This window comes from Nonomuraea rubra, assembly GCF_014207985.1.
GTDB classification, from domain to species: Bacteria; Actinomycetota; Actinomycetes; order Streptosporangiales; family Streptosporangiaceae; genus Nonomuraea; species Nonomuraea rubra.
Window position 1 is genome coordinate 5,127,422 of record NZ_JACHMI010000001.1, and the last position, 23,169, is coordinate 5,150,590.

At 72.9% G+C, this 23,169-nt stretch carries 19 protein-coding genes; 12 read left to right on the top strand and 7 right to left on the bottom strand.

Annotated elements, in window-relative coordinates:
- Window positions 1-51: 51 nt before the first annotated feature.
- Window positions 52-1,092 carry an FAD-dependent oxidoreductase gene (locus HD593_RS23345; RefSeq protein ID WP_185104248.1) on the top strand — a complete coding sequence of 347 codons (1,041 nt, stop codon included), beginning with the start codon at window positions 52-54 and terminating at the stop codon, window positions 1,090-1,092.
- A gap of 224 nt (window positions 1,093-1,316) precedes the next feature.
- On the opposite strand, the gene HD593_RS23350 is transcribed toward HD593_RS23345, so the two are convergent.
- Window positions 1,317-2,498: a L,D-transpeptidase gene (locus tag HD593_RS23350; protein WP_185104249.1), complete on the bottom strand. Its 1,182-nt coding sequence runs from the start codon at window positions 2,496-2,498 to the stop codon at window positions 1,317-1,319.
- 218 nt (window positions 2,499-2,716) lie between these two features.
- Between HD593_RS23350 and HD593_RS23355 the strand changes: the two genes are divergently transcribed.
- The gene (locus HD593_RS23355) at window positions 2,717-5,221 is read left to right on the top strand and encodes a DUF6185 family protein (RefSeq protein WP_185104250.1); all 2,505 of its coding nucleotides are present in this window, start codon (window positions 2,717-2,719) and stop codon (window positions 5,219-5,221) included.
- A gap of 27 nt (window positions 5,222-5,248) precedes the next feature.
- Here the strand turns inward: HD593_RS23355 and HD593_RS23360 are convergent, their stop codons facing one another.
- Complete coding sequence (locus tag HD593_RS23360) at window positions 5,249-6,535, bottom strand: hypothetical protein (protein WP_185104251.1); 1,287 nt, start codon at window positions 6,533-6,535, stop codon at window positions 5,249-5,251.
- 406 nt (window positions 6,536-6,941) lie between these two features.
- Window positions 6,942-7,520, bottom strand: a complete 579-nt coding sequence (locus tag HD593_RS23365) for a TetR/AcrR family transcriptional regulator (protein ID WP_185104252.1) — start codon at window positions 7,518-7,520, stop codon at window positions 6,942-6,944.
- Between the two features lie 86 nt (window positions 7,521-7,606).
- Between HD593_RS23365 and HD593_RS23370 the strand changes: the two genes are divergently transcribed.
- From HD593_RS23370 to HD593_RS23385, 4 genes are all read left to right on the top strand, one after another.
- Window positions 7,607-8,422, top strand: a complete 816-nt coding sequence (locus HD593_RS23370) for an SDR family oxidoreductase (protein WP_185104253.1) — start codon at window positions 7,607-7,609, stop codon at window positions 8,420-8,422.
- 187 nt (window positions 8,423-8,609) lie between these two features.
- Window positions 8,610-9,050: a pyridoxamine 5'-phosphate oxidase family protein gene (locus HD593_RS23375; RefSeq protein WP_185104254.1), complete on the top strand. Its 441-nt coding sequence runs from the start codon at window positions 8,610-8,612 to the stop codon at window positions 9,048-9,050.
- Between the two features lie 13 nt (window positions 9,051-9,063).
- Complete coding sequence (locus tag HD593_RS23380) at window positions 9,064-9,912, top strand: haloalkane dehalogenase (RefSeq protein WP_185104255.1); 849 nt, start codon at window positions 9,064-9,066, stop codon at window positions 9,910-9,912.
- A 31-nt stretch (window positions 9,913-9,943) separates the two neighbouring features.
- Window positions 9,944-10,522, top strand: coding sequence for a TetR/AcrR family transcriptional regulator (locus HD593_RS23385; RefSeq protein WP_185104256.1), 579 nt, complete (start codon window positions 9,944-9,946; stop codon window positions 10,520-10,522).
- Here HD593_RS23385 and HD593_RS23390 read toward each other — a convergent pair.
- Entirely contained in the window at window positions 10,512-11,726 is a 1,215-nt protein-coding gene (locus tag HD593_RS23390) for a serine hydrolase domain-containing protein (protein WP_185104257.1), read from the bottom strand. The genes HD593_RS23385 and HD593_RS23390 overlap by 11 nt on opposite strands.
- Window positions 11,727-11,881: 155 nt before the next feature.
- On the opposite strand from HD593_RS23390, the gene HD593_RS23395 reads away from it, so the two are divergent.
- Window positions 11,882-12,700 (top strand): NmrA family NAD(P)-binding protein, encoded by an 819-nt coding sequence (locus tag HD593_RS23395; protein ID WP_185104258.1) that lies wholly within the window; start codon window positions 11,882-11,884, stop codon window positions 12,698-12,700.
- A 17-nt stretch (window positions 12,701-12,717) separates the two neighbouring features.
- The gene (locus HD593_RS23400; protein ID WP_185112065.1) at window positions 12,718-13,932 is read left to right on the top strand and encodes an epoxide hydrolase family protein; all 1,215 of its coding nucleotides are present in this window, start codon (window positions 12,718-12,720) and stop codon (window positions 13,930-13,932) included.
- A 252-nt stretch (window positions 13,933-14,184) separates the two neighbouring features.
- On the opposite strand, the gene HD593_RS23405 is transcribed toward HD593_RS23400, so the two are convergent.
- Window positions 14,185-17,448 (bottom strand): ATP-binding protein, encoded by a 3,264-nt coding sequence (locus HD593_RS23405; RefSeq protein ID WP_185104259.1) that lies wholly within the window; start codon window positions 17,446-17,448, stop codon window positions 14,185-14,187.
- Between the two features lie 482 nt (window positions 17,449-17,930).
- On the opposite strand from HD593_RS23405, the gene HD593_RS60355 reads away from it, so the two are divergent.
- Window positions 17,931-19,193 carry a hypothetical protein gene (locus HD593_RS60355; RefSeq protein WP_221524911.1) on the top strand — a complete coding sequence of 421 codons (1,263 nt, stop codon included), beginning with the start codon at window positions 17,931-17,933 and terminating at the stop codon, window positions 19,191-19,193.
- 157 nt (window positions 19,194-19,350) lie between these two features.
- On the opposite strand, the gene HD593_RS23420 is transcribed toward HD593_RS60355, so the two are convergent.
- Window positions 19,351-19,593 (bottom strand): hypothetical protein, encoded by a 243-nt coding sequence (locus HD593_RS23420; RefSeq protein ID WP_185104260.1) that lies wholly within the window; start codon window positions 19,591-19,593, stop codon window positions 19,351-19,353.
- 244 nt (window positions 19,594-19,837) lie between these two features.
- On the opposite strand from HD593_RS23420, the gene HD593_RS23425 reads away from it, so the two are divergent.
- Window positions 19,838-20,458: a hypothetical protein gene (locus HD593_RS23425; protein WP_246546694.1), complete on the top strand. Its 621-nt coding sequence runs from the start codon at window positions 19,838-19,840 to the stop codon at window positions 20,456-20,458.
- Window positions 20,459-20,604: 146 nt separating this feature from the next.
- The gene (locus HD593_RS64455) at window positions 20,605-21,369 is read left to right on the top strand and encodes an IclR family transcriptional regulator (protein WP_312903644.1); all 765 of its coding nucleotides are present in this window, start codon (window positions 20,605-20,607) and stop codon (window positions 21,367-21,369) included.
- On the opposite strand, the gene HD593_RS23435 is transcribed toward HD593_RS64455, so the two are convergent.
- Window positions 21,362-22,618, bottom strand: coding sequence for an MFS transporter (locus tag HD593_RS23435; protein ID WP_185104262.1), 1,257 nt, complete (start codon window positions 22,616-22,618; stop codon window positions 21,362-21,364). The two genes, HD593_RS64455 and HD593_RS23435, sit on opposite strands and share 8 nt — an antisense overlap.
- Window positions 22,619-22,692: 74 nt before the next feature.
- On the opposite strand from HD593_RS23435, the gene HD593_RS23440 reads away from it, so the two are divergent.
- Window positions 22,693-23,151: a helix-turn-helix domain-containing protein gene (locus HD593_RS23440; RefSeq protein ID WP_185104263.1), complete on the top strand. Its 459-nt coding sequence runs from the start codon at window positions 22,693-22,695 to the stop codon at window positions 23,149-23,151.
- Window positions 23,152-23,169: the final 18 nt, after the last annotated feature.

Sequence of the window (23,169 nt, forward strand, 5' to 3'; positions counted from 1 at the left end):
GTACCCTGGGTGTGGTACCACAGTTGTGGTAGTCGAGAACTGGAGGGCGACATGACGGGTTCGGCGGTAGTGGTGGGTGCGGGCGTGGGCGGGCTGGCGACGGCGATCGGGCTGCGCCGCGCCGGCTGGCGGGTGACGGTCCTGGACAGGCGCGACACGCAGGAGCGCTACGGCACGGCGTTCGGCATCCACCCCACGGCACAGGCCGCGCTCGACCGGCTCGGCGTCGGCGAGGCGTTCCGCGCGCGGGCGCTGCCGTACCGGGACGGGCTGATCCGCAGCCCCGGCGGCGCGGTGCTGGCGAGGCTGCCGCTGGAGCGCATCGAGCGCCGGGCCGGCCGCCCGGAGCTGCTGATCTCGCGCCCGTACCTGCTCGACGCGCTGCTCGCGGCGCTCGACGTGCCCGTCCGCTACGGAAGCGAGGTCAAGGACGTCGCCGCGCTGGCGGCGGAGCACGACCTGGTGGTGGGCGCCGACGGCATCAACAGCGCGGTACGCGCCGCAGCGTTCGGCCGGCGCAGCCGCCCCCGCCACATCGGCACCGTCGCCTGGATCGGCATCGCCGGCTTCGAGACCGGCGTGTACGGCGAGACCTGGGGCCGCGGCCGGTTCTTCGGCATGACCCCGATCGAGCCGGGCCGCACGAACTGGTACGCCGCCGTCCCCGAGGCCGCCACGGCCGCCGAGCTGCGCGAGCTGTTCGCCGGCTGGCACGACCCGATCCCGCGCGTCCTGTCCGAGAGCGATCCCGCCTCCTGGATCCGGTACGAGATCCGCCACCTGTACCCGGCGCTGCCCGCGTTCGTCCACGGCGGCAGGACGGCCCTGGTCGGGGACGCCGCCCACGCCATGACCCCGAACCTCGGCCAGGGCGCCTGCACCGCGCTCCTCGACGCCGAGGCGCTCACCAGGGCCGTCGCCGCCCACGCCGCCCACGGCCCGGACGGCCTGCCGGCGGCCCTGCACGCGTACGACGCCGAGCGCCGCCGCAACGCCCAGCGCGTCGCCTTCGGCTCCCGCACCCTGCACCGCGTCATGAACACCCGCCACACCCGGCTACGCGACTCCCTGGTACGCCTCATCCCGGCATGATGAGCGCGACCCGGGACAGGGGCCGCCCGTCACCGCGAGGAAGGGCCGGCCGCCCGCCAACGCGCGGGAGGGGCGGCCGGCCGCCAACGCGCGGGAGGGGCGACTGGCCGGACCAGCGCGCGGAGGGAGGCCGCCGGTCATCAGAGGCGCGGAGGGGCGGCCGACCATCAAGCGGTCGGTCAGCCGTCGAGGTTCAGGAGGGCGGGCGGCTGCGCCGGTGCGGGTCAGGCGTCGGTGGAGGTGCCGAGGGCGCTGCCCGCCAGCCACTCCTGCCACGTCTTGGCCCACGGCGTCGGCCCGTTGCCGAACCGGAGCCTGCGCGACGTCCCCACGACCTCGATGATGTCGCCCCGCCGGGTGAAGTTGTAGAACCAGCGGGCGTTGTCCATGCTGGCGTTCACGCATCCGTGGCTGACGTTGCGGCGCCCCTGCGCGCCCGTCGACCACGGCGCGGCGTGGAAGAACATGCCGCTGTACGTCATCCGGACGTTCCACTTGGTGTGGTGGAGGTACTCGCCCGGCATGCCGACCGTGGCCGAGTCCATGAGGAAGTCGGGCGCCTTCTCCTGGGCGATCATCGTGCCGGAGTAGCTCTCGAAGCCCGGCTTGCCCAGGCTGACCGGGATGGTCTTGACGACCTCGCCGTTCTTGCGCACGATCGCCCGGTGCGCCTTGTTGCGGATCGTGGTGATGTGCTCCTGGCCGACGGTGAACTTCACGGTACGGTCCTTGGCGCCCCACACGTTCTCCCCGATCCGCAGTCCGGCCAGATGGGCGACCACCGTGACCCGCTCCCCGGCCGGCCAGTACTCGCGCGGCCGGAACTGCACCTCCCGATCGCTCACCCAGCTCCAGGCCCCCTCCACCGGCTTGGACATGTGCACCGTCAGCGACCGCTCGACCGCGGCCCGGTCCTTCTGCTCGCTCACCGGCTTCGACAGCAGGAGCTGGATCGGCATGCCGACGCCGACCTTCTCGCCGTTCAGCGGTGACATGCCGGTCTCCAGCACCTGCTTCGGCTTGAGCGTGGTGAACGCGGCCCGCCTCGTGACCACCTGCCTGCCGTCGGCCCCGGTGGCCTGCGCCCGCACCGTGTACGAGGTCGACGGCTTCAACGGCCATCGGGGCCGCCACGTCCCGTCCGCGCCCAGGCTGCCGCCGACCACATGCCCCTTGGCGTCGGCGACGATCAGCCCGGTGACCTTGCCGTCGGTGACCCGGACACCGATCCCGGTGTCGGGCGGAACCCGCTTCGCGCCGTCGACCGGCGTGATCGACAGCTTGGGCGGCGGTGCCGGCGCCTGCTGCTTCGCCGGCGGCCCGGCGATGGGCTCCGAGGCGCACCCGGCGGCCAGGAGCAGCCCCACGGTGCAGGTGCTGATGAGAATGGTGCCGCTGTTCCGCATCGCCGATGTCTCCACTTCTCCCGACATGTGGGCATATTTCCGATCAGGTAGCCCCTCTTCGGGACGAGAAGTACTATGCCCGTCACTGAGAGTAATCATGCGGAGATTTCCGTGCAGCATGCCCACGACGAAGCGGCCGTGTGCTGCCAGGACACGATTGCGCCTCATTCCCGGCAGGCCGCCCCGCGCGGGACGCCCCGCCGGTCAGCATGTGGCTCATGCTCCGCCGCCTGCGTAGGGGTGTGTCCCCGGTACGGATCCGGGTCGCCGCCCGCCGGATCCGGGACACCAGACAGGGGAGGGGCCCGTGGAGACCATGGGAGAAGGCCCTCCTGGCGTCCTGCCTGCTGTCCGCGCTCGCCCTGGCGGGGACGGCGATGGCGCTCTTCGACACGACCGTGGACCACCCGGCCAGCCCTCCGGACTGCCAGCCGGCCGTCCTGGCGGAGGCGAGGATGACGGCCGAGCTGACGGTGGTGGCCGACAACGTGGACATCCCCTTGATCCGCAGCCGTTTCACCGTCTCGATGCCGGTCAACTGGTCGTGGGCCGGCGGCGTGCTGGGCCACCCGGAGTCGGCCGGGTACCGGCGGGCCATGCGCTGCCTGTTCGGGGCCGCCGAGGGTGAGCGGCACCGGCCCTGGGAGGAGCGGCGGCGCCTGCCCAGGGTGGAGATCGGCGGCTCGACCGTGACGGTCGCCGACGAGGTGGAGACGTACGTGAGCAGCGCCGACACGGCCACGGCCCTCGGCCCCTGGCGTACGGACCTGAACGCCACCACGTGGACGCTCGCCCTCGCCGCCCCTCAGGCGCTGAACCGGGCGACCTGGGAGCGGATCGAGGTACGGCTGCCCGCGGATTGGCCCACCGGCTCGGAGCTAACCCCGGACACGGCCCGGGCCGGCGTCCTGACCTGGACGGACAAGACCGCGCTCCGCGAGCAACCGGTCCTCGCCCTGACGCCTGACTTCCAGGCCCGCGCGGTGGTGGCCATGTCGAAGATCCCGGGCAGCACGGTGACCTTCGCCATGGAACACCTTTCGTACGCGGGCGTGCTGGCCTGGGCGCTGGTGGTGGTCCGGCGGGCGCGCGAGGAGGAGCCCTGGCGGGCCGAGCACCCACGGCGATCGGCCGGATCCGACAGCAGGCGGTACCTGGCGGCCGCCTCCGGCCGGGCGCATCGCATCCTCCTGCTGCAGGTCGGGGTGTCGCTCGCCATCGTCGCCGACATGGTCGTCTACGACGGGCTGACCAGCGCGGGGATCCTGGACCTGGAGCCGTGGAACAGCGTGTACAACGTGCTCGACGTGCTCCTGTGGGCGTTCCTGATCATCTCGGTGGCGGGGCTGAGCGCGTTCCGCATCCGCCCGCGGTCGGCCGTGCTGATGACCTTCGCGCCCTTCGTCGCCGGCGTGTTGGGATTCCCGCTGAGCGGCTACGTCATCACCCTGGTGGTCGTCATGACCGTGCTCCAGCTGTTCCACGCCATGCGCGCCCGCCCCCTCGACGAGCAGGCCGGACCGGTCCCGCGCTGGGTGGCGCTCGGCGGAATCGCGATCACGACCGCGGCTGCCGCCGTCTTCGTCAACCACTACGCGCAGCGTCTGCCCCACTGGAACTGGCTCGACCACGACGTGGAGCCCTTCGACGAGGTCATCAACGGCACCGCCTGGCATGCCTGGGACGTGGCGCTGATCCTCACCGACCTGCTCGCCGCCGTCACCATCGTCGCCGTGATCGCCCAGCTCCACGCCAGGACCGCCGTACGCGGGCCGCTCGCGACCGGGCGTGACCTCGCGCTCGTCAGCTGGGTCTTCGCGGCCGCCACGTTCGACTGGACGGACAGCCTGCTGGGGACCTCGTTGCCGCTGTCCGCGGTCGTGGCCGGGCTCGTCCTGTGGCTCGCGCTGACCTGCACCCGGCCGTGGGCGCCGCTCAACAGGCCCGGCATCCGCGCCGCCGTGGAACGGCTGCCGGGCACGCCGCTCCAGAAGCACGCCGAACTGCTGGAGGAGGCGCGCAGGCGATACCGTCAGCCGCGGGATGAGCAGGACGAGCAGCACGAACCCGCGAGCGGCATCGACCACGTACGCCTGGTCTTCGCGCTCGGGCCCCACCATGATCCCTGGCGGACGGCCCGCTTCGCCGCCGCCGTCACCGGCGCGCTGGGCGGCGTTCCCGCGATCTGGTTCCTGTACACCGAGCTCAGCACGCCGTTCTGGAGCTTCGCCGGCGGGCAGGCCCTCGGCGGGCTGCGCGTACCCGCGCTGATCCTCGAAGAGATCCTCTTCTGGTCCGTCCCGGGCCTGCTGCTGGGCCTGTTGTGGCGGCATCTGCCCGGACGGGCCGGCGCGGTCAAGGTCCTGCCGATCGCCGTGAGCTACCTCGTCGCCGCGCTCGGGCACCAGGTGGTCTCGCGGATCTTCGGCCAGGACCTCGCCGTCTGGACGGTGCAACGCTCGCTCCTCGTCTGGGGGGTGCTGTCCGTGGCGGCCATCGCGATCGACGTCAAGACCGTGCGCCTGCTCGAACGCCGGCCCACGACCACGAGGCACGATCTCGCCGCCCTCTACGGGGTCGTGGGCTGGCCGGTGCGCCTGACCGGCGTGCTGCCGCAGGTGGTCGCGATCGCGCTGATGATCTATGTCGTCCTGCAGCCGGACGCCGGCCTGGTGCAGAGCGACCCTCTGCAGGTGTTCAAGCGCGCAGGCGGGGCGCCCTGACCGCGAATCCGGGCTCCGTCGTGCCGGTCATGGCCGGCCGTCCGGCGGGGGATAGGTGAATTCCTGCGTCCCGGCGAACGTCTGCGGCCCGATGATCTCGTAACCGTGGGCGGCCTCGGCGTCCAGGTGCTCCGGGCCGACGTCGAGGGTGTCCGCGGTTTCCCAGGCGCCGTCGACCTGCTGCTCGACGACGTACAGGAACTCGTTGAAGTCCTGGTCGGACGAGACGAAGGTGTTCACGACGGTGAGCGAGCGCCTGCCCGCGCTCACCGACGGTGGCAGGTCCACGCTCTGGTCCTGCCACCGGTGCGCGCGCTGCACAGGCAGCGGCTGCCAGGTGCCCGCGGGGGTGCCGTTCACCGTGATGCCGGCCCGCTGCCTGCCGATGCCCGCGTCGAGGCGGCGGGTCAGCCGCACCCCGGTGTTGGCCGGATCGACGGTCACGGTGAACCGGCTCGCACCGCCGGGGCCGAAGGCACGGCCGTCGTCCACGACGAACCGGCCCGGCGGCCCGGACGTCGCCGGGTGCGGCACCCACAGGCCCACCAGGAGCCCGAGCGCGGCGGCGGTGAGCGAGGCGATCACCGCGACCACGAACGACCACCGCCGCCCTCGCCCGTCCACTCCCTGCTGCGTCTGCCCGCCCGCCCTCGGCTGCCCCTGCCCGGACGTCTCCTGCCACGTCTGCTCGGACGCCTCTCGCAACCCCTGTCCGTCCGCTTCCCGCTGCGCCTGCGCGGCCGCCTTCGGCTGGCCCTGCTCGGCCGCGTCCTGTTGCGCTTGCCCGGCAGTCTTCGGCCACCCCTGCCCGTTCGCTTCCCGTTGCGCCTGTCCGGCCGCTTCCGCTGGGGTGTCCGGCTGCGGCGGCAGCGCGGCGATGTTCATGCCGGGCCCGCTCGACGCCGTTCCCGCGTCTGCCGGCGACGGGTCCGGCGTCGCGGCGTTAGTCCCGAAGTGGACCGGCGTTCTGGCGGCGGACGGCTGGGGCGGAGTGGTCGTGGCGAGGGCGCTGAGCTGGGCCTGAGCCTCCGCCTGCGCTCGTGCCGCCATGGCCGCGAGCCGGCCGACCCGTACCCGCTCCCAGGCCCGCTCCCACGCGGGAAGCCGCTGCTCGGGAACACGGCACCCGCGCAGGAACGCCACCATCACCGCCTTCTTCGGAAACCGCCGGCCGGCCAGCATGTCGGCACAGGTGGCGCGGGGCAGCCGGGTGCCGCCCGCCCGATCGGCCCGCGCCTGCAACTCCCGCAGCGACACGTCGGCCCGCACGAACTGCTCCGCCAGCAGCCGCACCAGCTCCTCGTGCCGGGTCACCGACTCCAACCCGCGAGCCGACCCCGCCCCGGCATCCCCGACGCCACCGACATCCCCGACGCCACCGACATCCCCGGCATCCCCGACGTCTTCGGCCGCTTCCAGATCCCCGCCCATCGCCGCAGACCCTGCCTCTCCCGACCGGGGCCGTCCGCCCGCAAACCAACCCGTGCCAGTGATGGACAGTGTAGGAGCGATGACTCTCCGTGCACGAGTGATTTTCCGCCGGTGGGGTCTCCCGCCCCCGCGCGTGGGAGACCCCCGTGACGCGGCCGTGCGCGCGGACCGTGAGCGCCACCGCGGCGGCGGGTTCCCGGTCCGGGACGCGACACTACGGTGTACGGGCTTCAGTCCTGCTTCATCGCGCTGTCACGTCGGGAACGCCAGGGTGGCCAGGCGGACGAAATCAGGCGAGGGCGGGCGCGAGCGAGTCGATCCAGCGTTCCAGCCGGTGCCCCTCCGTCTCCAGGAGGCCGGGGTCGCGGAAGGTGTTGGTCAGCAGCGCGACCCCCTGGTACGCGGCGAACAGCGCCACCGCCAGCTCCCGCGCGTCGGCCCGCCCCATGGCCGCGAACTGGCCCTCCACCCAGTCGAGCAGCCGCCCCATGACCTTGGCGACGGCCCGGTCGAGGCCGTCGTCGCGCTTGTCCAGCTCGGCGGCGAGGGTGCCGGTCGGGCAGCCGTACCGGGCGGTGAGGTCGCTCTCCCCGATCCACCCCTGGACCAGCGCCTTGAGCCGCTCCTGTGGCGTGCCGAGCCGTTCCAGGGCCTCGATCACGGCGTCGAGGTGGTGGCCGTGCTCCTCGATGGCCGCCTCGATGAGCTGGTCCTTGGTCTTGAAGTAGTAGTAGACGTTGCCCACGGGCACGTCGGCCACGCGCGCGATGTCGGCCAGGGTGGTCTTCTCGACGCCCTGCTCGTGGAGCACCCGTACGGCGGCGCCGGCCAGCCGCTCCCGCTTCCCCGCCCGTTTTGAGTCAGTCACCTGACTAACTATAGACAAGTCATCCCGCAACCCGCTATGGTCCCGGAACTGAGTCAGTCAACTAACTAACTCTTTGAGGAGTGATCATGTTCGTAGTCACGGGTGCCACCGGGAATGTCGGAGGCGAGCTGGTCCGGCTGCTCGCCGCGGCGGGGGAGCGGGTCACCGCGGTGTCCCGGAGGCCCGGGCCGTTGCCGGAAGGTGTCCGGCACAGCGCCGGTGACCTGGGCGATCCCGCGAGCTTGAAGGCCGCCTTCGACGGGGCCGGCGCGCTGTTCCTGCTCGTGGCCGGGCACGAGCCGCATGCCGTCCTGGAGGCGGCGAAGGCCGGGGGCGTCGAGCGCGTCGTCCTGCTCTCCTCGCAGGGCGCGGGGACCCGGCCGGGCCTGTACGGGCATCCCGCCGCCTTCGAGGAGGCCGTGCGCGGGTCGGGGCTGGACTGGACGATCCTGCGGCCGGGCGGCTTCGCCTCCAACGCCCTGGCCTGGGCCGAGCCGATCCGTGCGCACCGCACGGCCGCCGCGCCGTTCGCCGACGTCGCCCTGCCCGTCATCGACCCGGCCGACATCGCCGAGGTCGCCTCCGTGGTGCTGCGCCGGGACGGGCACGCCGGGCGTACGTACGTGCTCACCGGCCCGCAGCCCGTCACCCCGCGCGAGCGGGCAGCCGCGATCGGGCAGGCGATCGGCGCGCAGGTGCGCTTCGTCGAGCAGAGCAGGCAGGAGGCCCGCGCGCAGATGCTGGGCTTCATGCCCGAGCAGGCCGTCGAGGGCACCCTCACCATCCTCGGCACGCCGACGGAGGAGGAGCGGCGGGTCAGCCCGGACGTGGAACGCCTCCTGGGCCGCGCCCCACGCCCCTTCGCCACCTGGGCCACCCGCAACCTCGCGGCCTTCCAGTGACGGGAACATCCGCCCGTCCGCTCGCGGTCCCGGCGCCCGAGACGCTCGCCCGTCCGGGCGCCGACAGCCAGGCCGCGGCGCCCGCCGGGCCGCCCGGCCCGCAGGTGCGCGGTCGCGCGTCCGGCTCGGGGACGTGCGGTCGCGCGTCCGGCTCCGGCCTGTCCCGTCGCGCGGACGGGCGAGCGGCGTGAGCGGGCGCCCGCCGCGGGCGGCGGAGGACTTCCTGGCCGAGCCGCTGGTGGCGACCCTGACCACGCTGCGGCCCGATGGATCCCCGCACGTGGCGCCCGTCCGCTTCACCTGGGACCGGGAGGCGGGCCTGGCCCGCGTGCTGACCGTCGCCACCTCCCGCAAGGCCCGCAACCTCACCGGCACCCCCGGCACCGGCATCCCAGGCACCGGCATCCCAGGCACCGGCATCCCAGGCACCGGCAGGGTGGCGCTCTGCCAGGTGGCGGGGTTCCGCTGGATCACCCTGGAGGGCCGGGCCACAGTGTCGGCGGACCCGCGCCGGATCGCCGAGGCCGCCCGCCGCTACACCCGCCGCTACCTGTCACCACCGCCCGACCCGCCCGGCCGGGTCGTGATCGAGATCGCGGTGGACCACTTCCTGTACCTGAACCTCTGAGAGGACCCCTGCCATGCCCATCCAGCACGTGCTCGACTCCACCATGTCCTACCGGGAGCTCGGCTCGGGCGCGCCGATCGTGTTCCTGCACGGCAACCCCACCTCCTCCCACCTCTGGCGCGACGTCATGCCCGCCGTCGGCCAGGGCCGCCGCCTGGCCCCCGACCTGATCGGGATGGGTGACTCGGGCAAGCCCGCCATCGACTACACCTACGCCGACCAGGCCCGCTACCTGGACGCCTGGTTCGACGCCCTCGACCTGGACGACGTGCTGCTCGTCGGCCACGACTGGGGCGGCGCCCTCGCCTCCGACTGGGCCGCCCGCCACCCGGACCGGGTCCGCGGCATCGCCTTCACCGAGGCCATCGTCAAGCCGATGACCTGGGAGGAGTTCCCCGAAGGCGGCCGGCCGCTGTTCCGGGCGATCAAGACGGAGGGCGTCGGGGAGACCATGATGCTCGACGACAACGCCTTCCTGCGCGGCCTGCCGGGCAGCGTCGTCGCGCCGATGGCCGACGAGGACGCGCAGGCGTACCTGCGGCCGTACCCGACGAGGGAGAGCAGGCTGCCGCTGCTGCGCTGGGCGCGCTCGATGCCGCTGGACGGCGAGCCCGCCGACGTGGTGGAAAGGATCGAGGCGTTCGGCCGGTGGCTGGCCACCAGCCCCGAGGTGCCGAAGCTGCTGATCGGCTTCCGCCCGGGCCCCGGCTCGATGTGGACGCCGGAGACCATCGAATGGTGCCGCGCCACCATCGCCTCCCTGGAGGTCGTGGAGCGCGAGGAGGTCGCGGGCCACCACACCCCGGAGGACCACCCCAAGGTCATCGCCGCGGCCATCGCGGACTGGATGGCCACGTTCTAAGTCGTACGGGTGTTGGCCTACACTCGTTGTCATGGCTTTCACCGAGAGATCGGCAGCCACCCGGAACGCCATCCTCTCGGCCGCCAGGAAGCTGCTCGTCGAGCGCGGTTACGAGGCGATGACGATCCGGGCGGTCGCCTCGCTGGTCGGCGTGGACCCGTCCATGGTCATGCGCTACTACGGCAGCAAGGCCGGGCTGTTCAACGCGGCCGTGGACGTGGACCTGCAGCTCGACAGGCTCGGCCGGCCGCCGCGCGAGCGGCTGGGCGAGCTGGTCGTGCGGCACTTCGTGTCCCGCTGGGAAGGCGAGCAGGCCGACGACGTGCTGATCCTCCTGTTGCGCTCGGCCAGCACGAACCCGATGGCCGCCGAGCGCATGCGCGAGGTGTTCGCGACGCAGGTCACCGCGCTCGTGTCCCGCCTGACGGGGGCGCCCGACGCCGAGCTGCGCGCCGCGCTCACCGCCACCCAGCTCCTCGGGCTGGCTCTGACCCGGTACGTGCTGCGGTTCCCGCCCCTGGTGGAAGCCGATGCCGACACGCTCGCCCGCGACATCGGGCCGGTGGTGCAGCACTACCTGACGGGCGGCGCGCAGCCGCTCACGCGGTGATCCGGCTGCGCTCCTCCTGGATGATCGGCTCGATCTGCAGGTCGTAGTTGCACAGGACGACCGCGACCCAGTCGAGGTCGAGGTAGATGCTCCAGTTCGTCGAGCCGCCCGCGATGCCGCCGCCGTGCGAGATGTAGCGCCGGTCGTTGTAGATGGACGCGGTCGGCCCGTACGCGTGGAACGCCTCCCCGCGGCGCGGATCCACCGGCCCGCCCTGCCGCAGGGGCGGGCCCGAGACCTTCGCGTTCACGTACAGCTCGGTGTAGGCGCGCTTGAGCAGCTCGTCCCGCTGCAGCGCCAGCGCGAACCGCACCAGGTCGGGCGCGGTGGCGAAGCCGTTCCCGCCGCCGGAGCCGATGAACGCGCGCGCCGAGTTGCTGCCCTTCACCCCGCTGATGCCGCCCTTGTCCAGATGGCGCACGCCGTCGGCGCGCGAGCCGTCCTCCTGCAGCATGTACGGGTGCGCGATGCGCTCGTCGGCCAGCCACTCGGTCCTGGTGTAGTAGGCGGAGTCCGCCATGCCCGCCCGCTCGAAGACGTGCTCCCGGACGTACTCGTGGAACGGCTGCCCGGACACCGCGGCCACCAGCTCGCCGAGCACCTCGTACCCCATGCTGGAGTACTCCTTGCGCGTGCCGGGGGTGAAGCGCAGCCGCTGTGACCTGGCGCGCGCGGCGAGGTGGCGGGTCCGCTCCTCGACACTTGTGAAGACGTGCGGTTCCGGCGCGTCGTTGGTGGGGTCGGTCATGCCGGACGTGTGCGTGAGCATCTGGTGGACGGTGACGTGCTCGGCGATCTCCGCAGGGAAGCCGTCCAGGTGGTCGCCGACCTTGTCGTGGAACCTGAGCCTGCCCTGCTGGGCGAGCTGCACGACGGCCAGGCCGGTGAAGGGCTTGGAGGCCGAGGCGAGGGCGTAGATGGTGTTCAGCTCGTTGGGGATGCGCCGGTCTTTGTCGGCCATGCCGTACGAGCGGGCCAGCACGTGCCGGCCGCGGTGCGCCAGCAGCACCGTCCCGGAGAACTGGTCGCGCTCGGCCAGGTCCTTGATGTAGCGGTCGAACGCGCCGCCGGGGCGCAGGCCGGCCGGGATCCCGCCGGAGCCGGTGGCCGCGGCGGCGGCCGGCACGCCGCTCACCGTCAGGGGGACGGCTCCGAGCAGGCCGAGCGCGGTCCGTCTTGACGGCCGGGGCTGGTGTCCGGTCATGGGTGCCCTCTTCTCCTCGTGATCTTCGCGGGATGGGCACGATGCAACCGCCCGCGGCGTTTCCGTGGCGTTTCCGGCCGTCTAGCGGGTGCTATTTCGCGTGTAGCGCCTCCTGTTCGTACAGAGAGAACACCATCGGACAGGAGATCTTTCGGATGACGATTCTCGTGACCGGCGCCACGGGGACTGTGGGGCGCCGGATCGTGGGGCAGCTCGCCGAGCGGGGCGTGCCCGTACGGGCGCTGACCAGGAACCCCGGCAAGGCCGCGTTCCCCGCCGGGGTCGAGGTGGCCTGCGGCGACCTGACCTCGCTCGAGACGCTGGCCCCGGCGCTGGAGGGTGTGACCGGGCTGCATCTGATCACGTTCGGGGGCGATGACTACGCGCCGCTGGAGAACGGGCCCGAGCTGGTGGAGCTGGCGGCGAAGGCCGGCGTGACGCGCGTCAGCGTGCTGAGCAGCTTCGACGAGACCTCCGTCGAGGCGGCGCTGCGGGCCGGTGGGCTGGGGTGGACGCAGCTGTTGTGCATGGAGTTCATGGCCAACGCGTTCGACTGGACCGCGTCCGTCCGGGAGGAGGGCGTGGTGCGGGTCTTCGGCAACCACCCGGGGGCCGTGGTGCACGAGGCGGACATTGCCGCCGTGGCCGTCGCCGCGCTGGTCGAGGAGGGGCACGCGGGGGAGACGTACGTGGTGACCGGGCCCGAGGCGCTGACGCCGGAGGAGCGGGTGCGGCTGCTCGGGGCGGCCATCGGGCGGGAGATCCGGTTCGAGGAGCAGAGCGAGGAGGAGTACCGGGCCTCCATGCGGGCGGCGGGGGTGGGTGACGACCTGATCGAGTTCGGGGTCAGGCTCGGCGCCGAGCCGATGGAGGCCGCCTCCGTCGTGGCGCCGACCGTGGAACGGGTCACGGGCCGTCCGGGGCGCACGTTCGCCCAGTGGGCCGCCGAAAACGCCGCCGCATTCCGTATTTAAGAGCTTAGGGAGGAAATATCGTGACAATTCACCCGTTCCGGATCGAGATCCCGCAGCAGGACCTGGACGACCTGCGTGCCCGCCTGGCCATGACCCGCTGGCAGGACCAGCTTCCGGGCACCGGCTGGGAGCGCGGCGTCCCCGCCGGCTACCTCAGGGAGCTGGCCGAGTACTGGCGCACCGGCTACGACTGGCGCGCCCACGAGGCCAGGCTCAACGAACTGCCCCACTACACCACCACGATCGACGGCCAGCGCCTGCACTTCGTGCACGTCCGCTCGGCGCGCGCCGACGCGCTGCCGCTCATGCTGCTGCACGGGTGGCCCGGCACGTTCGTGGAGTTCCTGGACGTCATCGAGCCGCTCTCGCGCGACTTCCACCTGGTCATCCCGTCACTGCCCGGCTTCGGCTTCTCCACCCCGCTCTCCGCGCCCGGCTGGGACGCCGCCCGCTCCGCCCGCGCGTTCACCGAGCTGATGGCCCGGCTCGGCTACCCCCGCTACGGCGTGCAGGGCGGGGACGCCGGCGCCTTCATCGCGCCCGACATGGGCAAGCACGCCCCCGACCACGTCGTCGGCATCCACCTCAACGCGGCGCTCACCTTCCCCATCGGCCAGGACGGGGAGATGGACGGGCTGTCGGAGGAGGAGCGGGCGCGCTGGTCGGCCATGGAGAACATGAACGACGGCTACCTCCAGACGCAGTCCAAACGGCCGCAGACGGTGTCGTACGGGCTGCACGACTCGCCGGTGGGGCAGCTGGCGTGGATCATGGAGAAGTTCAAGGAGCTGACGGAGCCCGTGGCTGGGTTGCCGGAGGAGTCGCTCGATCGCGACCTCATGCTCACGAATGTGACCATCTACTGGCTGACGGGGACGGCGGGGTCGTCGGCGCAGTTCTACTACGAGAACATGAGCGGCGCGGCTTGGGACGCCGCCGGCGAGACGGGCGACTCCGGGGCGTGGGGTGTCACGGAAGACTCCGCGGACGGCTCCGCGGGCTGGGCGGGGGCCGAGGGCGGTGCGGGCGGCTGGGCCGCCGCTGCCCGGGGCACCGTCCCCACGGGGGTGCTCGTGTCCAAGGCGTGCGACGTCACGATCCGCTCCTGGGCCGAACGTGACCACAACATCGTGCACTGGGCCGAATACGACAAGGGCGGGCACTTCTTCGCCGCCGAACAGCCCGCCCTCTTCGCTGAAGACGTCACGACCTTCTTCACCAAGCTCCGCTGAACCCTTTCACCGAGCGCCGCGCTGATGGCCGGTGTCGCGCGGCCCTGGCTGAGGCGTCGCGCGGCACCGGCTTCCGCAAGGCGGCTCCCGCAAGGCGGCTCCCGCAAGCGGGGCGCGCAAGACGGGCATGCTCGCAAGGTAGACGCTGGCGAGGCCGGGGCGCCCGCAATGTGGACTCGCCCGTAGGCCGGGACGCCAGCAATGTGGGCATGCCCGTGAGGCCGGGGCGCCCGCAAAGGCCGGCACCAACGGTCAGGTGGACCAGCGCACCTCCGAGGCCGGCTGGTAGCGGCACGTCGAGCCGGTGGAGACCGAGGCGCGCAGGTGCGCGGCGAGCTCCGGGTGGCGCTGGTCGAGCTGCCGGAGCGTGTTGCGGATGCGGTTGGTGACCGCCTTGCGGGCGCGCTCGGCCTCGTCCCCGAGGCGGCGAGGCCGGCCGCCCAGACCGGCGGCGGTGCGAAGCTCGTCCAGCAGCGCCTGCCGCTCCACGTCGTACTCGGCCGCACGGCGCTCCTCGCCCAGCTCCACCGCCCGGTCGATCTCCTCGTCCAGCAGCTCCAGCCGCCTGCGGTAACGCGCCCTGGCCTCCTCGTCGAGCACGTCGTCGCCGCCCATGCCGCGCGCCGCGATCACCACCTCGCCGCCCGGCGGGTTGAGCAGCTCGACCGCCGGCACGTCGCTGCCCGGGCGGGCGAGCAGGACGCGCAGATCGGCCAGGCCCTTCGAGTCGGGCAGGTGCACGGTACGACCGGCGAACGTCAGGGCCCACACCTCGCCGTCGAAGCGGAAGGCGGCGGCGCCGGAGCCCGGCAGGCGTACCAGCATGCCCAGCTCCGCGGCCTCCCGCTCCACCTGCTCGATCAGCGCGGAGGCGTCGTCGCCGCGGGCCTGCAGCACCTCCGCCAGCCGGGCCCGCGACTCGACCGACCAGGGCCGCGCGCCCAGCACGTCGGCCGCGCGGTAGGCCGAGGTGAAGCCGGCGACGGCGTCGTCCCAGCGTTCCTGGGCCGCGTCCAGCACGGCCGCCCAATGGGCGTACGGGCCCTCCACGGCGACGGTCGCGGTGATACCCCACTGGCCGACGTACGGGGAGATCGCGGCCCTGGCGTGCTCGCAGAGCACGGGATCCTTCGAACGGGCCGCCGCCTGCGCCTGGAACCTCAGCCACAGCGGCGCCATCCAGCGCAGGTACTGCTCGCCCGACGCCATGATCTGTGCCAGGTGCCGCATGGCCGTCTCGCTGCTTCCCCCCTGCTGCACCGCGGTCACGGCCTGGTAGAGCGGGAAGTGCGGGCTGCCCCCGTGCCGCATCTCCTCCAGCACGGTGCCGGCGACGTCGAAGCGGCCCCTGAGCAGGGCGGCCGACCAGCGTTGCATCCAGCGCAGGTCGTGCCTGCCGATGCCCGGCTGCTCGCCGAGGTCGTAGGCGGCGTCGATGCAGGCGTCGGCCTCGTCGAAGCGGCCGGTGAGCGTGGCGAACGTGGCCTTCAGCACGGCGGCCTCGTGCTGGAACAGCGCCAGCCCCGAGGACTCCGCCCGGGTGGTGAACGCGCGCTGCTCCGCCAGGCAACGCGGGTCGCCCAGCTCCAGCAGGGCTCCGGTGCGCCAGGAACGCGCGGTCAGCTCGAGCTGGTCGTCCCCCGTGCGGCCGGCCACCGCCGACAGCTCCTCGGTGATCGCCAGCCGCTCGGCCGTGGTGCCGGGGCCCCAGATGACGCCCAGCCTGGACAGCAGGCTGTACCCGAGCGCCTCGTCGTCCTCGCCCTGCCTGGCCAGGTCGGCGGCCACCTCGGTCAGCTCGCGCGCAGCCACGTTCAGCCGGTCCTCACCACTCGCCGGACCCTTACCCCCGCGCTCGCCTGCGCCCCGAGCCCCACCCAGGCCGGGCCAGGGCGGGGTGGCCTCCGGGAGCCGGGTGGGAGTGTCGTGGTGCACCAGCTTGTGGTGGGCCTCGTGGACGAAGCCGGTCCAGCGGCCCTCGCCGATGGGGACCAGGTCGTGCAGCTTGAGGGCCGCGATCGCCAGCAGGTCGGGGGTGTCGAGCCGGCGGATGAGCGCGAGGGCCGTTTCCAGGCTGCGCACCCCTGCGGTGGTGTCGCCGGCACGGTGCTGCGCCACGCCCAGGTCGAGCCCGATCGTGGCCCGCCGGCGCAGGTCGGAGGCGGGCGTGAGGTCCAGGGCGCGGCGGAGGTGGCCCACGGCCTCCTCGTCCGCCATCCGGCCCTCGGCGTCCCGGGCCGCCACCAGGAGCAGGTCGGCCGCGTCGGGCACGGCGGCCAGGTAGGCGTGGTGAGCGCGGACGGCGGGCAGCGCCGTGTCGAGCGCCACCAGCGCGGACGCGTGCAGGGCGGCCCGGCTCGGCTCGTCGAGCTCGGCGTAGAGGGTCTCGCGCACCAGATCGTGCACGAACGCGTAGCGCCCGGAGCCGTGCGAGACGACGAGCTTCGCCGACACGGCCTGCTCGAGCGCCTGACGGACGGACCCTTGAGAAGCAAGGGCGGCGCCGCCCCGCCGCCCCGGCAGCGGACCACCAGTGGGATGCGGGCGGGCGTTGGCGGTGCCGGGGTGCGGGAGGGCGGCTGTGAGATCGCCTGGTCGCGTGGCGGCGAGCTCGGGTGTGGCGCCGCTCGCCGGCGCGTGGGGCGCCGGGGTGGCGGGGTCGTCGTGCTGGACGCCGGGTTGCGGTGACGACGCGTGGGTCAAGGCCGTGACCAGGCAGCTCTCGGTGAACTCGCGCCCCAGGACCGCCGCCGTGCGCAGCACGTCGAGCACGCCGCCCGGCAGCCGCGACAGCCGCCGCCGGATCGCCGCGCCCACTCCCGGCGGGATCGTCGCGAGCGGGCTGCCGCCCTGCCACAGGCGTGCGGTCTGCTCCACGTAGAACGGGTTGCCGCCCGTGCGCTGATGGATGTCCGCGACCAGCCCGGCCTCCGGGGCCACCCCCGTCGTACGGGCCACCAGCCGCTCCACGCCCTCCAGGTCGAGCCCGGCCAGCGTCACGGTGGTGGCCCTGGCCTCCAGGGAAGGGCTGAGCGGCCCGTCCACCTCCGCGTCGCGGTAGGTGCCGATCACGAGCAGCCGCTCGAACCAGGCGTGCCGCACCACGAACTCCAGCAGCCGCAGCGAGGCCGCGTCCGCCCAGTGCAGGTCTTCGAGCACGACCACCACCGGCTGCTCCCGCGAGGCGTCCACCAGCAGGCCGGTCACCGCGTCGTAGAGCTGGAACGCCTCCCCGTCGGCCCCCGCCAGGCTCTGCGGCGTGGCGCCGGGGGCCAGCTGCCTGACCACCTGCACCCACGGCCAGTAACCCGGCGCGCCCTCGCCCTCCCAGCAGGCGCCGGTGAGCAGCCTGGCGCCCCCGCGCACGGCCTCCTGGGCGGCATCGGCCACCAGCGTGCTCTTGCCGATGCCCGCCTCGCCCGTCACGAGAACCAGCGCTCCGTGGCTGCTCAGCGCACGCTCCACCGCGCCGCGCAGGACGGCGGCGGGTCGTTCGCGCCCGATGAGCATGGCCATGCCGGAACCCTACGCGGCCCCACCGACAAACCGCGGCCGAGCCCCGGACCCCCCGTCAGCGCCGACGGCCAAGACTGCGGCCGAGACCCGAGCGCCCCGCCCGGTCCGGTGCGGGCCGACGAGTTCACCCTGCGGCCCCTCGGTGGAGATGAAAGTTTCAGCAGGAACCCGCAGGTCGCCGACAGTCCTCCCGAGCCTGGATTGACGCCCGCACCACGGCGTGCGATCAAGTCTCGTGCAGGGGCTGCCGCCCGTTGGAATTCGGCTGTCGTCCCAACGAAAACAGCTCCGACGCCGGCCGTCCCGCCGCGAGCCGTCCCGAACGGACCGAACGGACCGGGCGACGGCGACACGGACGACGGCTCGACGAGAAGGTGCGCCGAACGGACAAGCCGGGCCTTGAGGAAGCGCGCCCTTCCTCAAGGCCCAACAAGGCCGACAAGGTCCCACGAATGTTAGCGCTACCAGAACGGAGGACCGGCGTGAAGAAACGCATGAGACGCCTGGCCATCCTGCCCATCCTGCTCATCTGCGGCTTCCTGTTACCGGCCCGCCCCGCCCTGGCGGACACGAACGTGGCGATGACCGCGACCCCGATGGCCTCGTACACCTCCCCCTGGGAGAGCGTCGCGGCGATCAACGACGGCATCGACCCCCCGAGCTCGAACGACACCGTCAACCGCCGCTGGGGCACCTGGCCCAACACCGGCTCCCAGTGGGCCGAGCTCACCTGGAGCGCCGCCCAGCCGCTCACCTCCGCCGAGGTGTACTTCTTCGACGACGGCGGCGGCGTGCGCGTCCCGGCCTCGTGGAAGCTGCAACGCTGGACAGGCAGCGCGTACGCGGACATTCCCGGCACCTACCCGATCAACGTCAACGCCTACAACAGGGTCACGTTCGCCTCGGCCGTGAGCACCACGCGGCTGCGGGTCGTGCTGCAGAGCGGGCAGGCGTCGGTCGGGCTGCTGGAGGTCAGGGCGTGGACCGCCGGCTCGCCGGGCGGCACGGGCTGGAACCCTCCGGGCAACCTCGTCACCCCGCTGAACGAGGTCTGGCAGCACCAGGAGAGCACCTACCCGAACCTGTACGGGTTCCGCAACTACGGCTGGGACCAGGTCATGGCCAACCGCGGCTCGATCAACTACTGCGTCCGCTGGGACTCCAGCGCCTCGGTGACCGCCGCGCAGCGCGACCAGATCCATGCCACGCTGGCCCGCCAGTTCAAGAAGTGGATGGACGTCATGGTCGGCCACAACGGCTGGCCGTACAGCAGTGTGCCGGTGAAGGTGGTGGGCTGGGCCGTGCGCGACCGCGCGCAGCTCCAGTGGAGCGACACCTCCGTCGACATCTACGTCAACGACATCCGCGAGAACGCTCCCCAGTGCGCCGAGGCGTGCGGCCGGTTCTTCAACCAGAGCGGCAACTACCCGAACTGCCCGGGCGGCGCCTCGCACCACTACGACATGTCGCTCTGGCTGACCGCAGGCTTCGGCGGCGGTGCGGGCGGCGACTGGGGTCAGCGCATCGGCAGCGAGTACTACCTGTCCAACCTCAACGCCGACAACGTGCACATCCTGCTGCACGAGATGGGGCACTCGTTCGGCCTGGACGACTTCTACGACTGGACGCCGACCGGGGTGTGCTGCTTCCTGATGAAGGCGGGCAGCGCGTCGTCGATCACGGAGTTCGACGCGTGGATGTTCCGTGACTGGTGGCGGCATCTGAAGAGCCGCTACGGGGTGTGAGACGACCCGCCGCGCGGCTCCGTGCCGCGCGGCGGGGATGCGGGCCGCAGCGCGGCGTCCGGTGGTGCCGGACATCGACGCCGGCCGTGAGCACCAGGACGAACGCCGCGCTGCGGGACCTATGGGCGGTCCCGGGGAGAGACCGCGAGGGGGCGGGTCAGTGCTGGACGCAGCCGGCCGAGTCCTTCGAGCCCACCGGCACCTTGACCCCGACACCGGCCGCCTCGACCCCGGATATGCACACCGGGACCTGGTTCCCGTTGAGGACGCTGTTGCCGTTGAGCGTGCTGACGGTGCCTTCGATGCCGCTGGGGACGTTGGCGGAGGCCGGGACGGCGACGACGGCGAGCGCGAACGCGCCGGCGAGGGTGAGGGTGGCGATGCGGGCTGTGTGGCGCATGAAGATGCCTCTCTGTGAGTGGAGGGGTCCATGGGTTTCCGTGAATTGGTCTTGCCGGGCAGAGTGATTACGGAACGTAGCGATCGGTTACGGTGCGCTGTCAGAGGTGGGACCGATCGGTGCCGAACCCGCAACCCCCTCCCGTACGTCTAAGGCCCCTCACCGCCCCTGCCTGGGCGAAATCGATTGCTGACCGAGGAAAATCCGGTGCGCCGCGAGCACGTCCTGGTGTTGCATGAGCCGGATGATCGACGAACCGCTGGAACGGCTCCGCGCCGCCGCCCGGCGCACCCGCGAACTGGCAGGGAACCGGGCGGTCACCGGCCTGGGTCACGAGGACGCCGACGACGACGTCGGCACGATCGGCACGGACGGCGCCCTCGGGTTCGACCCGTTCCCCCTGCTCCAAGCCCTTCACGACCACGGCGTCCGGGCCGTCGTCATCGGGCAGGTGGCCGGCATCATGCACGGATCCACCGAGCTGACCGGCGACCTGGACCTGCTCTGGGACGGTGTCCCGGAGCACGCCCCGGCCCTGGCGGCCGCCTTCGCCTCCGCCGGCGCCCGCCTCGCGGACGACGAGGGCAGGCCCGTGGCCACTCGTCCCGATTCCTTCCTCCGCCCCAAGGTGCGGTTCACCGCGCCCGGAGCCGGCGGCGACTGCTGCACCCCGGCGCTGCCCTGGGGCGGCCTCCGCGTCCGGGACTGCCTCGATCGCGCGATCACCGCGACCGGTCCCGGCGGCCTGGAAGTGCACTACGTCAGCCGGGAGGACCTGATCCGGATGCGCCGCGCCCTGGGCCGCCCCAAGGACCTCCGGCGAGCGGACGAACTCGCCGCGCTGGCTCCGGACCGCCGGAGTTGAGCGGGGACTGCCTCAGGAATCGCTTTCCCGGCGCGCCCATTTCCAGGAAATTTGAAATATGCCCGGCTATCAGCGGCAACGCAGGCGGTCCGGCCGCATGAGAGGGTGAGCGGCAGGTAACCATTCGACCGACGAGTGAGGATCCCGTGCCTTCGAACCAGGCTGAAGACGCCGGCGGCGTGCGCAGCGTGCAACGGGCGTTCGACATCCTGTCGCTGCTCACCGAGGACCGGCGGACGCTGACGATCCGCGAGGTGGTGGAGGAGACCGGGCTGGCCAAGACCACCGCCCTGCGGATGTTGCAGACGCTGGAGCACATGGGGCTGCTGTGGGCCACGCCGAAGGGGTACGCGGCGGGCCCGGCCCTGTGGCGGTGGGCGCACCTGGCCCGCAACGCCTGGGAGCTCCCGCCGGAGACCGTGCAGCTCATGCGGGAGCTGGGGGCGCGGCAGCGGGAGACGGTCAACCTCTACGTGCTGCGCGACGTGCACCGCGTGTGCATCGCGCAGCAGGAGAGCCCGCAGCCGCTGCGGCACGTGGTGCGGGTGGGCGACGAGCTGCCGCTGTGGGCGGGCGCGTCCTCCAAGGTGCTGCTCAAGGACGCGCCCGAGCGGCTGCTCGAACGGGTGGCGCGCTCCTCGCCGTACGGGGAGGGGCATGTGGCGACGCTGCGGGAGTGGGCCGCGCAGGCCGAGCGCGACGGGTACGCGGTCAGCCACGGCGAGCGCGAGCCCGGCCTGTCGGCGGTGGCCGTCCCGGTCACCGGCGGATCGAAGGCGACGGTCGCCGCTCTCACGCTGAGCGGGCCCACCGTCCGCTTCACCGGCGAGCGGGTCGAGGAGTTCAGGGCGGACCTGATGGAGGTGGCCAGGCGGATGTCGGAGCGCGGGTTCGAGCACCCGCTCACCTGATCGCGGTCCGGGGTCGGCGCGGCGGGCGGGACGAGGCCGGGAGCAGGCAGAGCGTGACCAGCGACGACAGGAGGGTCACCGCGCAGGCGGCGTTGAGCGCCACCGGCAGGCCCGACAGCTCGCTCAGCGCCGGGCCCGCGAAGGCGCCGGTCATGGTGGCGGCCGCCTCCACGGTGAGGAACACGGCGGTGACCCGGCCGAGGAGGTGCCCGGGAGTGGCGCGCTGCACGTACGTCTGCACGGCCACCAGCACCGTCACCCCCGGCAGCCCGAGCAGCACCGCGGAGGCCAGCGCGGCGGGCAGCGACGTGCTGTTGAACAGCAGCAGGAAGGCGACGCCGACGAGCGCCTGCGCCGTGGCGATGACCCGCCTCGGCGCGAAGCGGTCCACCAGCCGGCGGCTGACGGGCGCCCCGAGCAGGAAGCCGAGCCCCAGCGCGGACAGCAGGTAACCGACCTCGGTGCTCCCGCCGAACGTGGCCACGCCGAACGGGATGAGCAGGGCGGTCAGGGAGGCGTTGGCGAGCAGGTACACGCCGTCGGCGGCCAGCAGCGCCCGCGTCGCCGGCGCCCGCCGCACCACCCGCAGCCCCTCCCGGACGGCGGCCCCCACGGAGCCCGTCACACCGGCACCACCCTCCGGCCCGTTCCTGACGGTTCCGGACGAGGTCGCGGGCACGGGGGAGGTGCGGGCGATGGACGTGGCCGACAGGAGACCGGCCGCTGCCGCCGCGGCGACCACCGCCTCCACGCCGGACGTCGCGAACAGCAGCCCGCCCAGCGGCGGCCCGGCGAGCCCGACCACGCCCGTGGTGACGGCGCTGACGGCGTTCGCGCTGGTCAGGGTGGGGCCGGTGCCGACCACGGAGGGGATCTGCGCCCGGGCGGCGGGACGGAAGAACACCGATGCCACACCCTGTCCCAGAACGGCCACGTAGACGAGCCAGATCGTCTCGGGAGTCCTGGCGAGCAGCACGACGGAGATCGCCAGCGCGTGCACGAGATTGGTCGCGATCATCAGGCGGCGGCGGTCCCACCGGTCGGCCAGCACGCCGGAGACCGGTCCCAGCAGCAGGGACGGCAGGTGCTCGAAGGCGAGCGTGACGCCGGTGGCCAGCACCGACCCGGTGACGGCGTAGACGTGGGCGGGGATGGCGACGACGAGCATGCTGGAGCCGAGCCCGCCGGCGGCTCCCGCCGCCCAGAGGTACCGGAAGTCGCGGACGCGCAGGGCATGGGCATGCGGCATCGCCGGCCCTCCTCTCAGGAGAATTATTCTCACAAGAGAGAACGTGGTGCCGATTATTCTGTCAAGATAGAGGGGTGGACGCTGTCGAACTGGGCCGGCGGTTGCGCGCCCGCCGGGCCGCGCAAGGCCGCACCGTGGCGTCGGTGGCCGCCGACGCCGCGCTTTCGGTGCCGTACGTCGCCAACCTCGAGAACGGGCGGGGCAACCCCACCGTCTCCGCCCTCGACCGGCTCGCCGAGGCGCTCGGCACCCGGCTCGTGATCGCGTTCGCCGACCCCGGGGCGGAGCGGGAGCGCGGCGGGGAGCCGGCTCCGCCGCCGTCCCTGGTGGAGTTCACGCGCGGCCGCCGCTTCCGGCGCGCGGCCGGCAGGCTGGCGGAGGCGGCGGGCGAGGACGACGCGGCGGTACGCGCGAAGCTGGCGGGGGCCCTGGCGGCCGTGGCCGTCCCGCTGGGGCGCGACCTCGGCGAGGGCGACTGGCAGCGCCTGCTGGACGCGCTGGTCCTGATCCTCGCCCACCCGTCGGACGAATGACGCCACCGCGGCCGGATC

Excerpts from the sequence above, each read along its gene's own strand:
- HD593_RS23345 (WP_185104248.1), top strand. The coding sequence starts at position 52 with ATGACGGGTTCGGCGGTAGTGGTGGGTGCGGGCGTGGGCGGGCTGGCG.
- HD593_RS23350 (WP_185104249.1), bottom strand. The coding sequence starts at position 2,498 with ATGCGGAACAGCGGCACCATTCTCATCAGCACCTGCACCGTGGGGCTG.
- HD593_RS23355 (WP_185104250.1), top strand. The coding sequence starts at position 2,717 with ATGCTCCGCCGCCTGCGTAGGGGTGTGTCCCCGGTACGGATCCGGGTC.
- HD593_RS23370 (WP_185104253.1), top strand. The coding sequence starts at position 7,607 with ATGTTCGTAGTCACGGGTGCCACCGGGAATGTCGGAGGCGAGCTGGTC.
- HD593_RS23380 (WP_185104255.1), top strand. The coding sequence starts at position 9,064 with ATGCCCATCCAGCACGTGCTCGACTCCACCATGTCCTACCGGGAGCTC.
- HD593_RS23385 (WP_185104256.1), top strand. The coding sequence starts at position 9,944 with ATGGCTTTCACCGAGAGATCGGCAGCCACCCGGAACGCCATCCTCTCG.
- HD593_RS23390 (WP_185104257.1), bottom strand. The coding sequence starts at position 11,726 with ATGACCGGACACCAGCCCCGGCCGTCAAGACGGACCGCGCTCGGCCTG.
- HD593_RS23395 (WP_185104258.1), top strand. The coding sequence starts at position 11,882 with ATGACGATTCTCGTGACCGGCGCCACGGGGACTGTGGGGCGCCGGATC.
- HD593_RS23405 (WP_185104259.1), bottom strand. The coding sequence starts at position 17,448 with ATGGCCATGCTCATCGGGCGCGAACGACCCGCCGCCGTCCTGCGCGGC.
- HD593_RS23420 (WP_185104260.1), bottom strand. The coding sequence starts at position 19,593 with ATGCGCCACACAGCCCGCATCGCCACCCTCACCCTCGCCGGCGCGTTC.
- HD593_RS23425 (WP_246546694.1), top strand. The coding sequence starts at position 19,838 with ATGATCGACGAACCGCTGGAACGGCTCCGCGCCGCCGCCCGGCGCACC.
- HD593_RS23435 (WP_185104262.1), bottom strand. The coding sequence starts at position 22,618 with ATGCCGCATGCCCATGCCCTGCGCGTCCGCGACTTCCGGTACCTCTGG.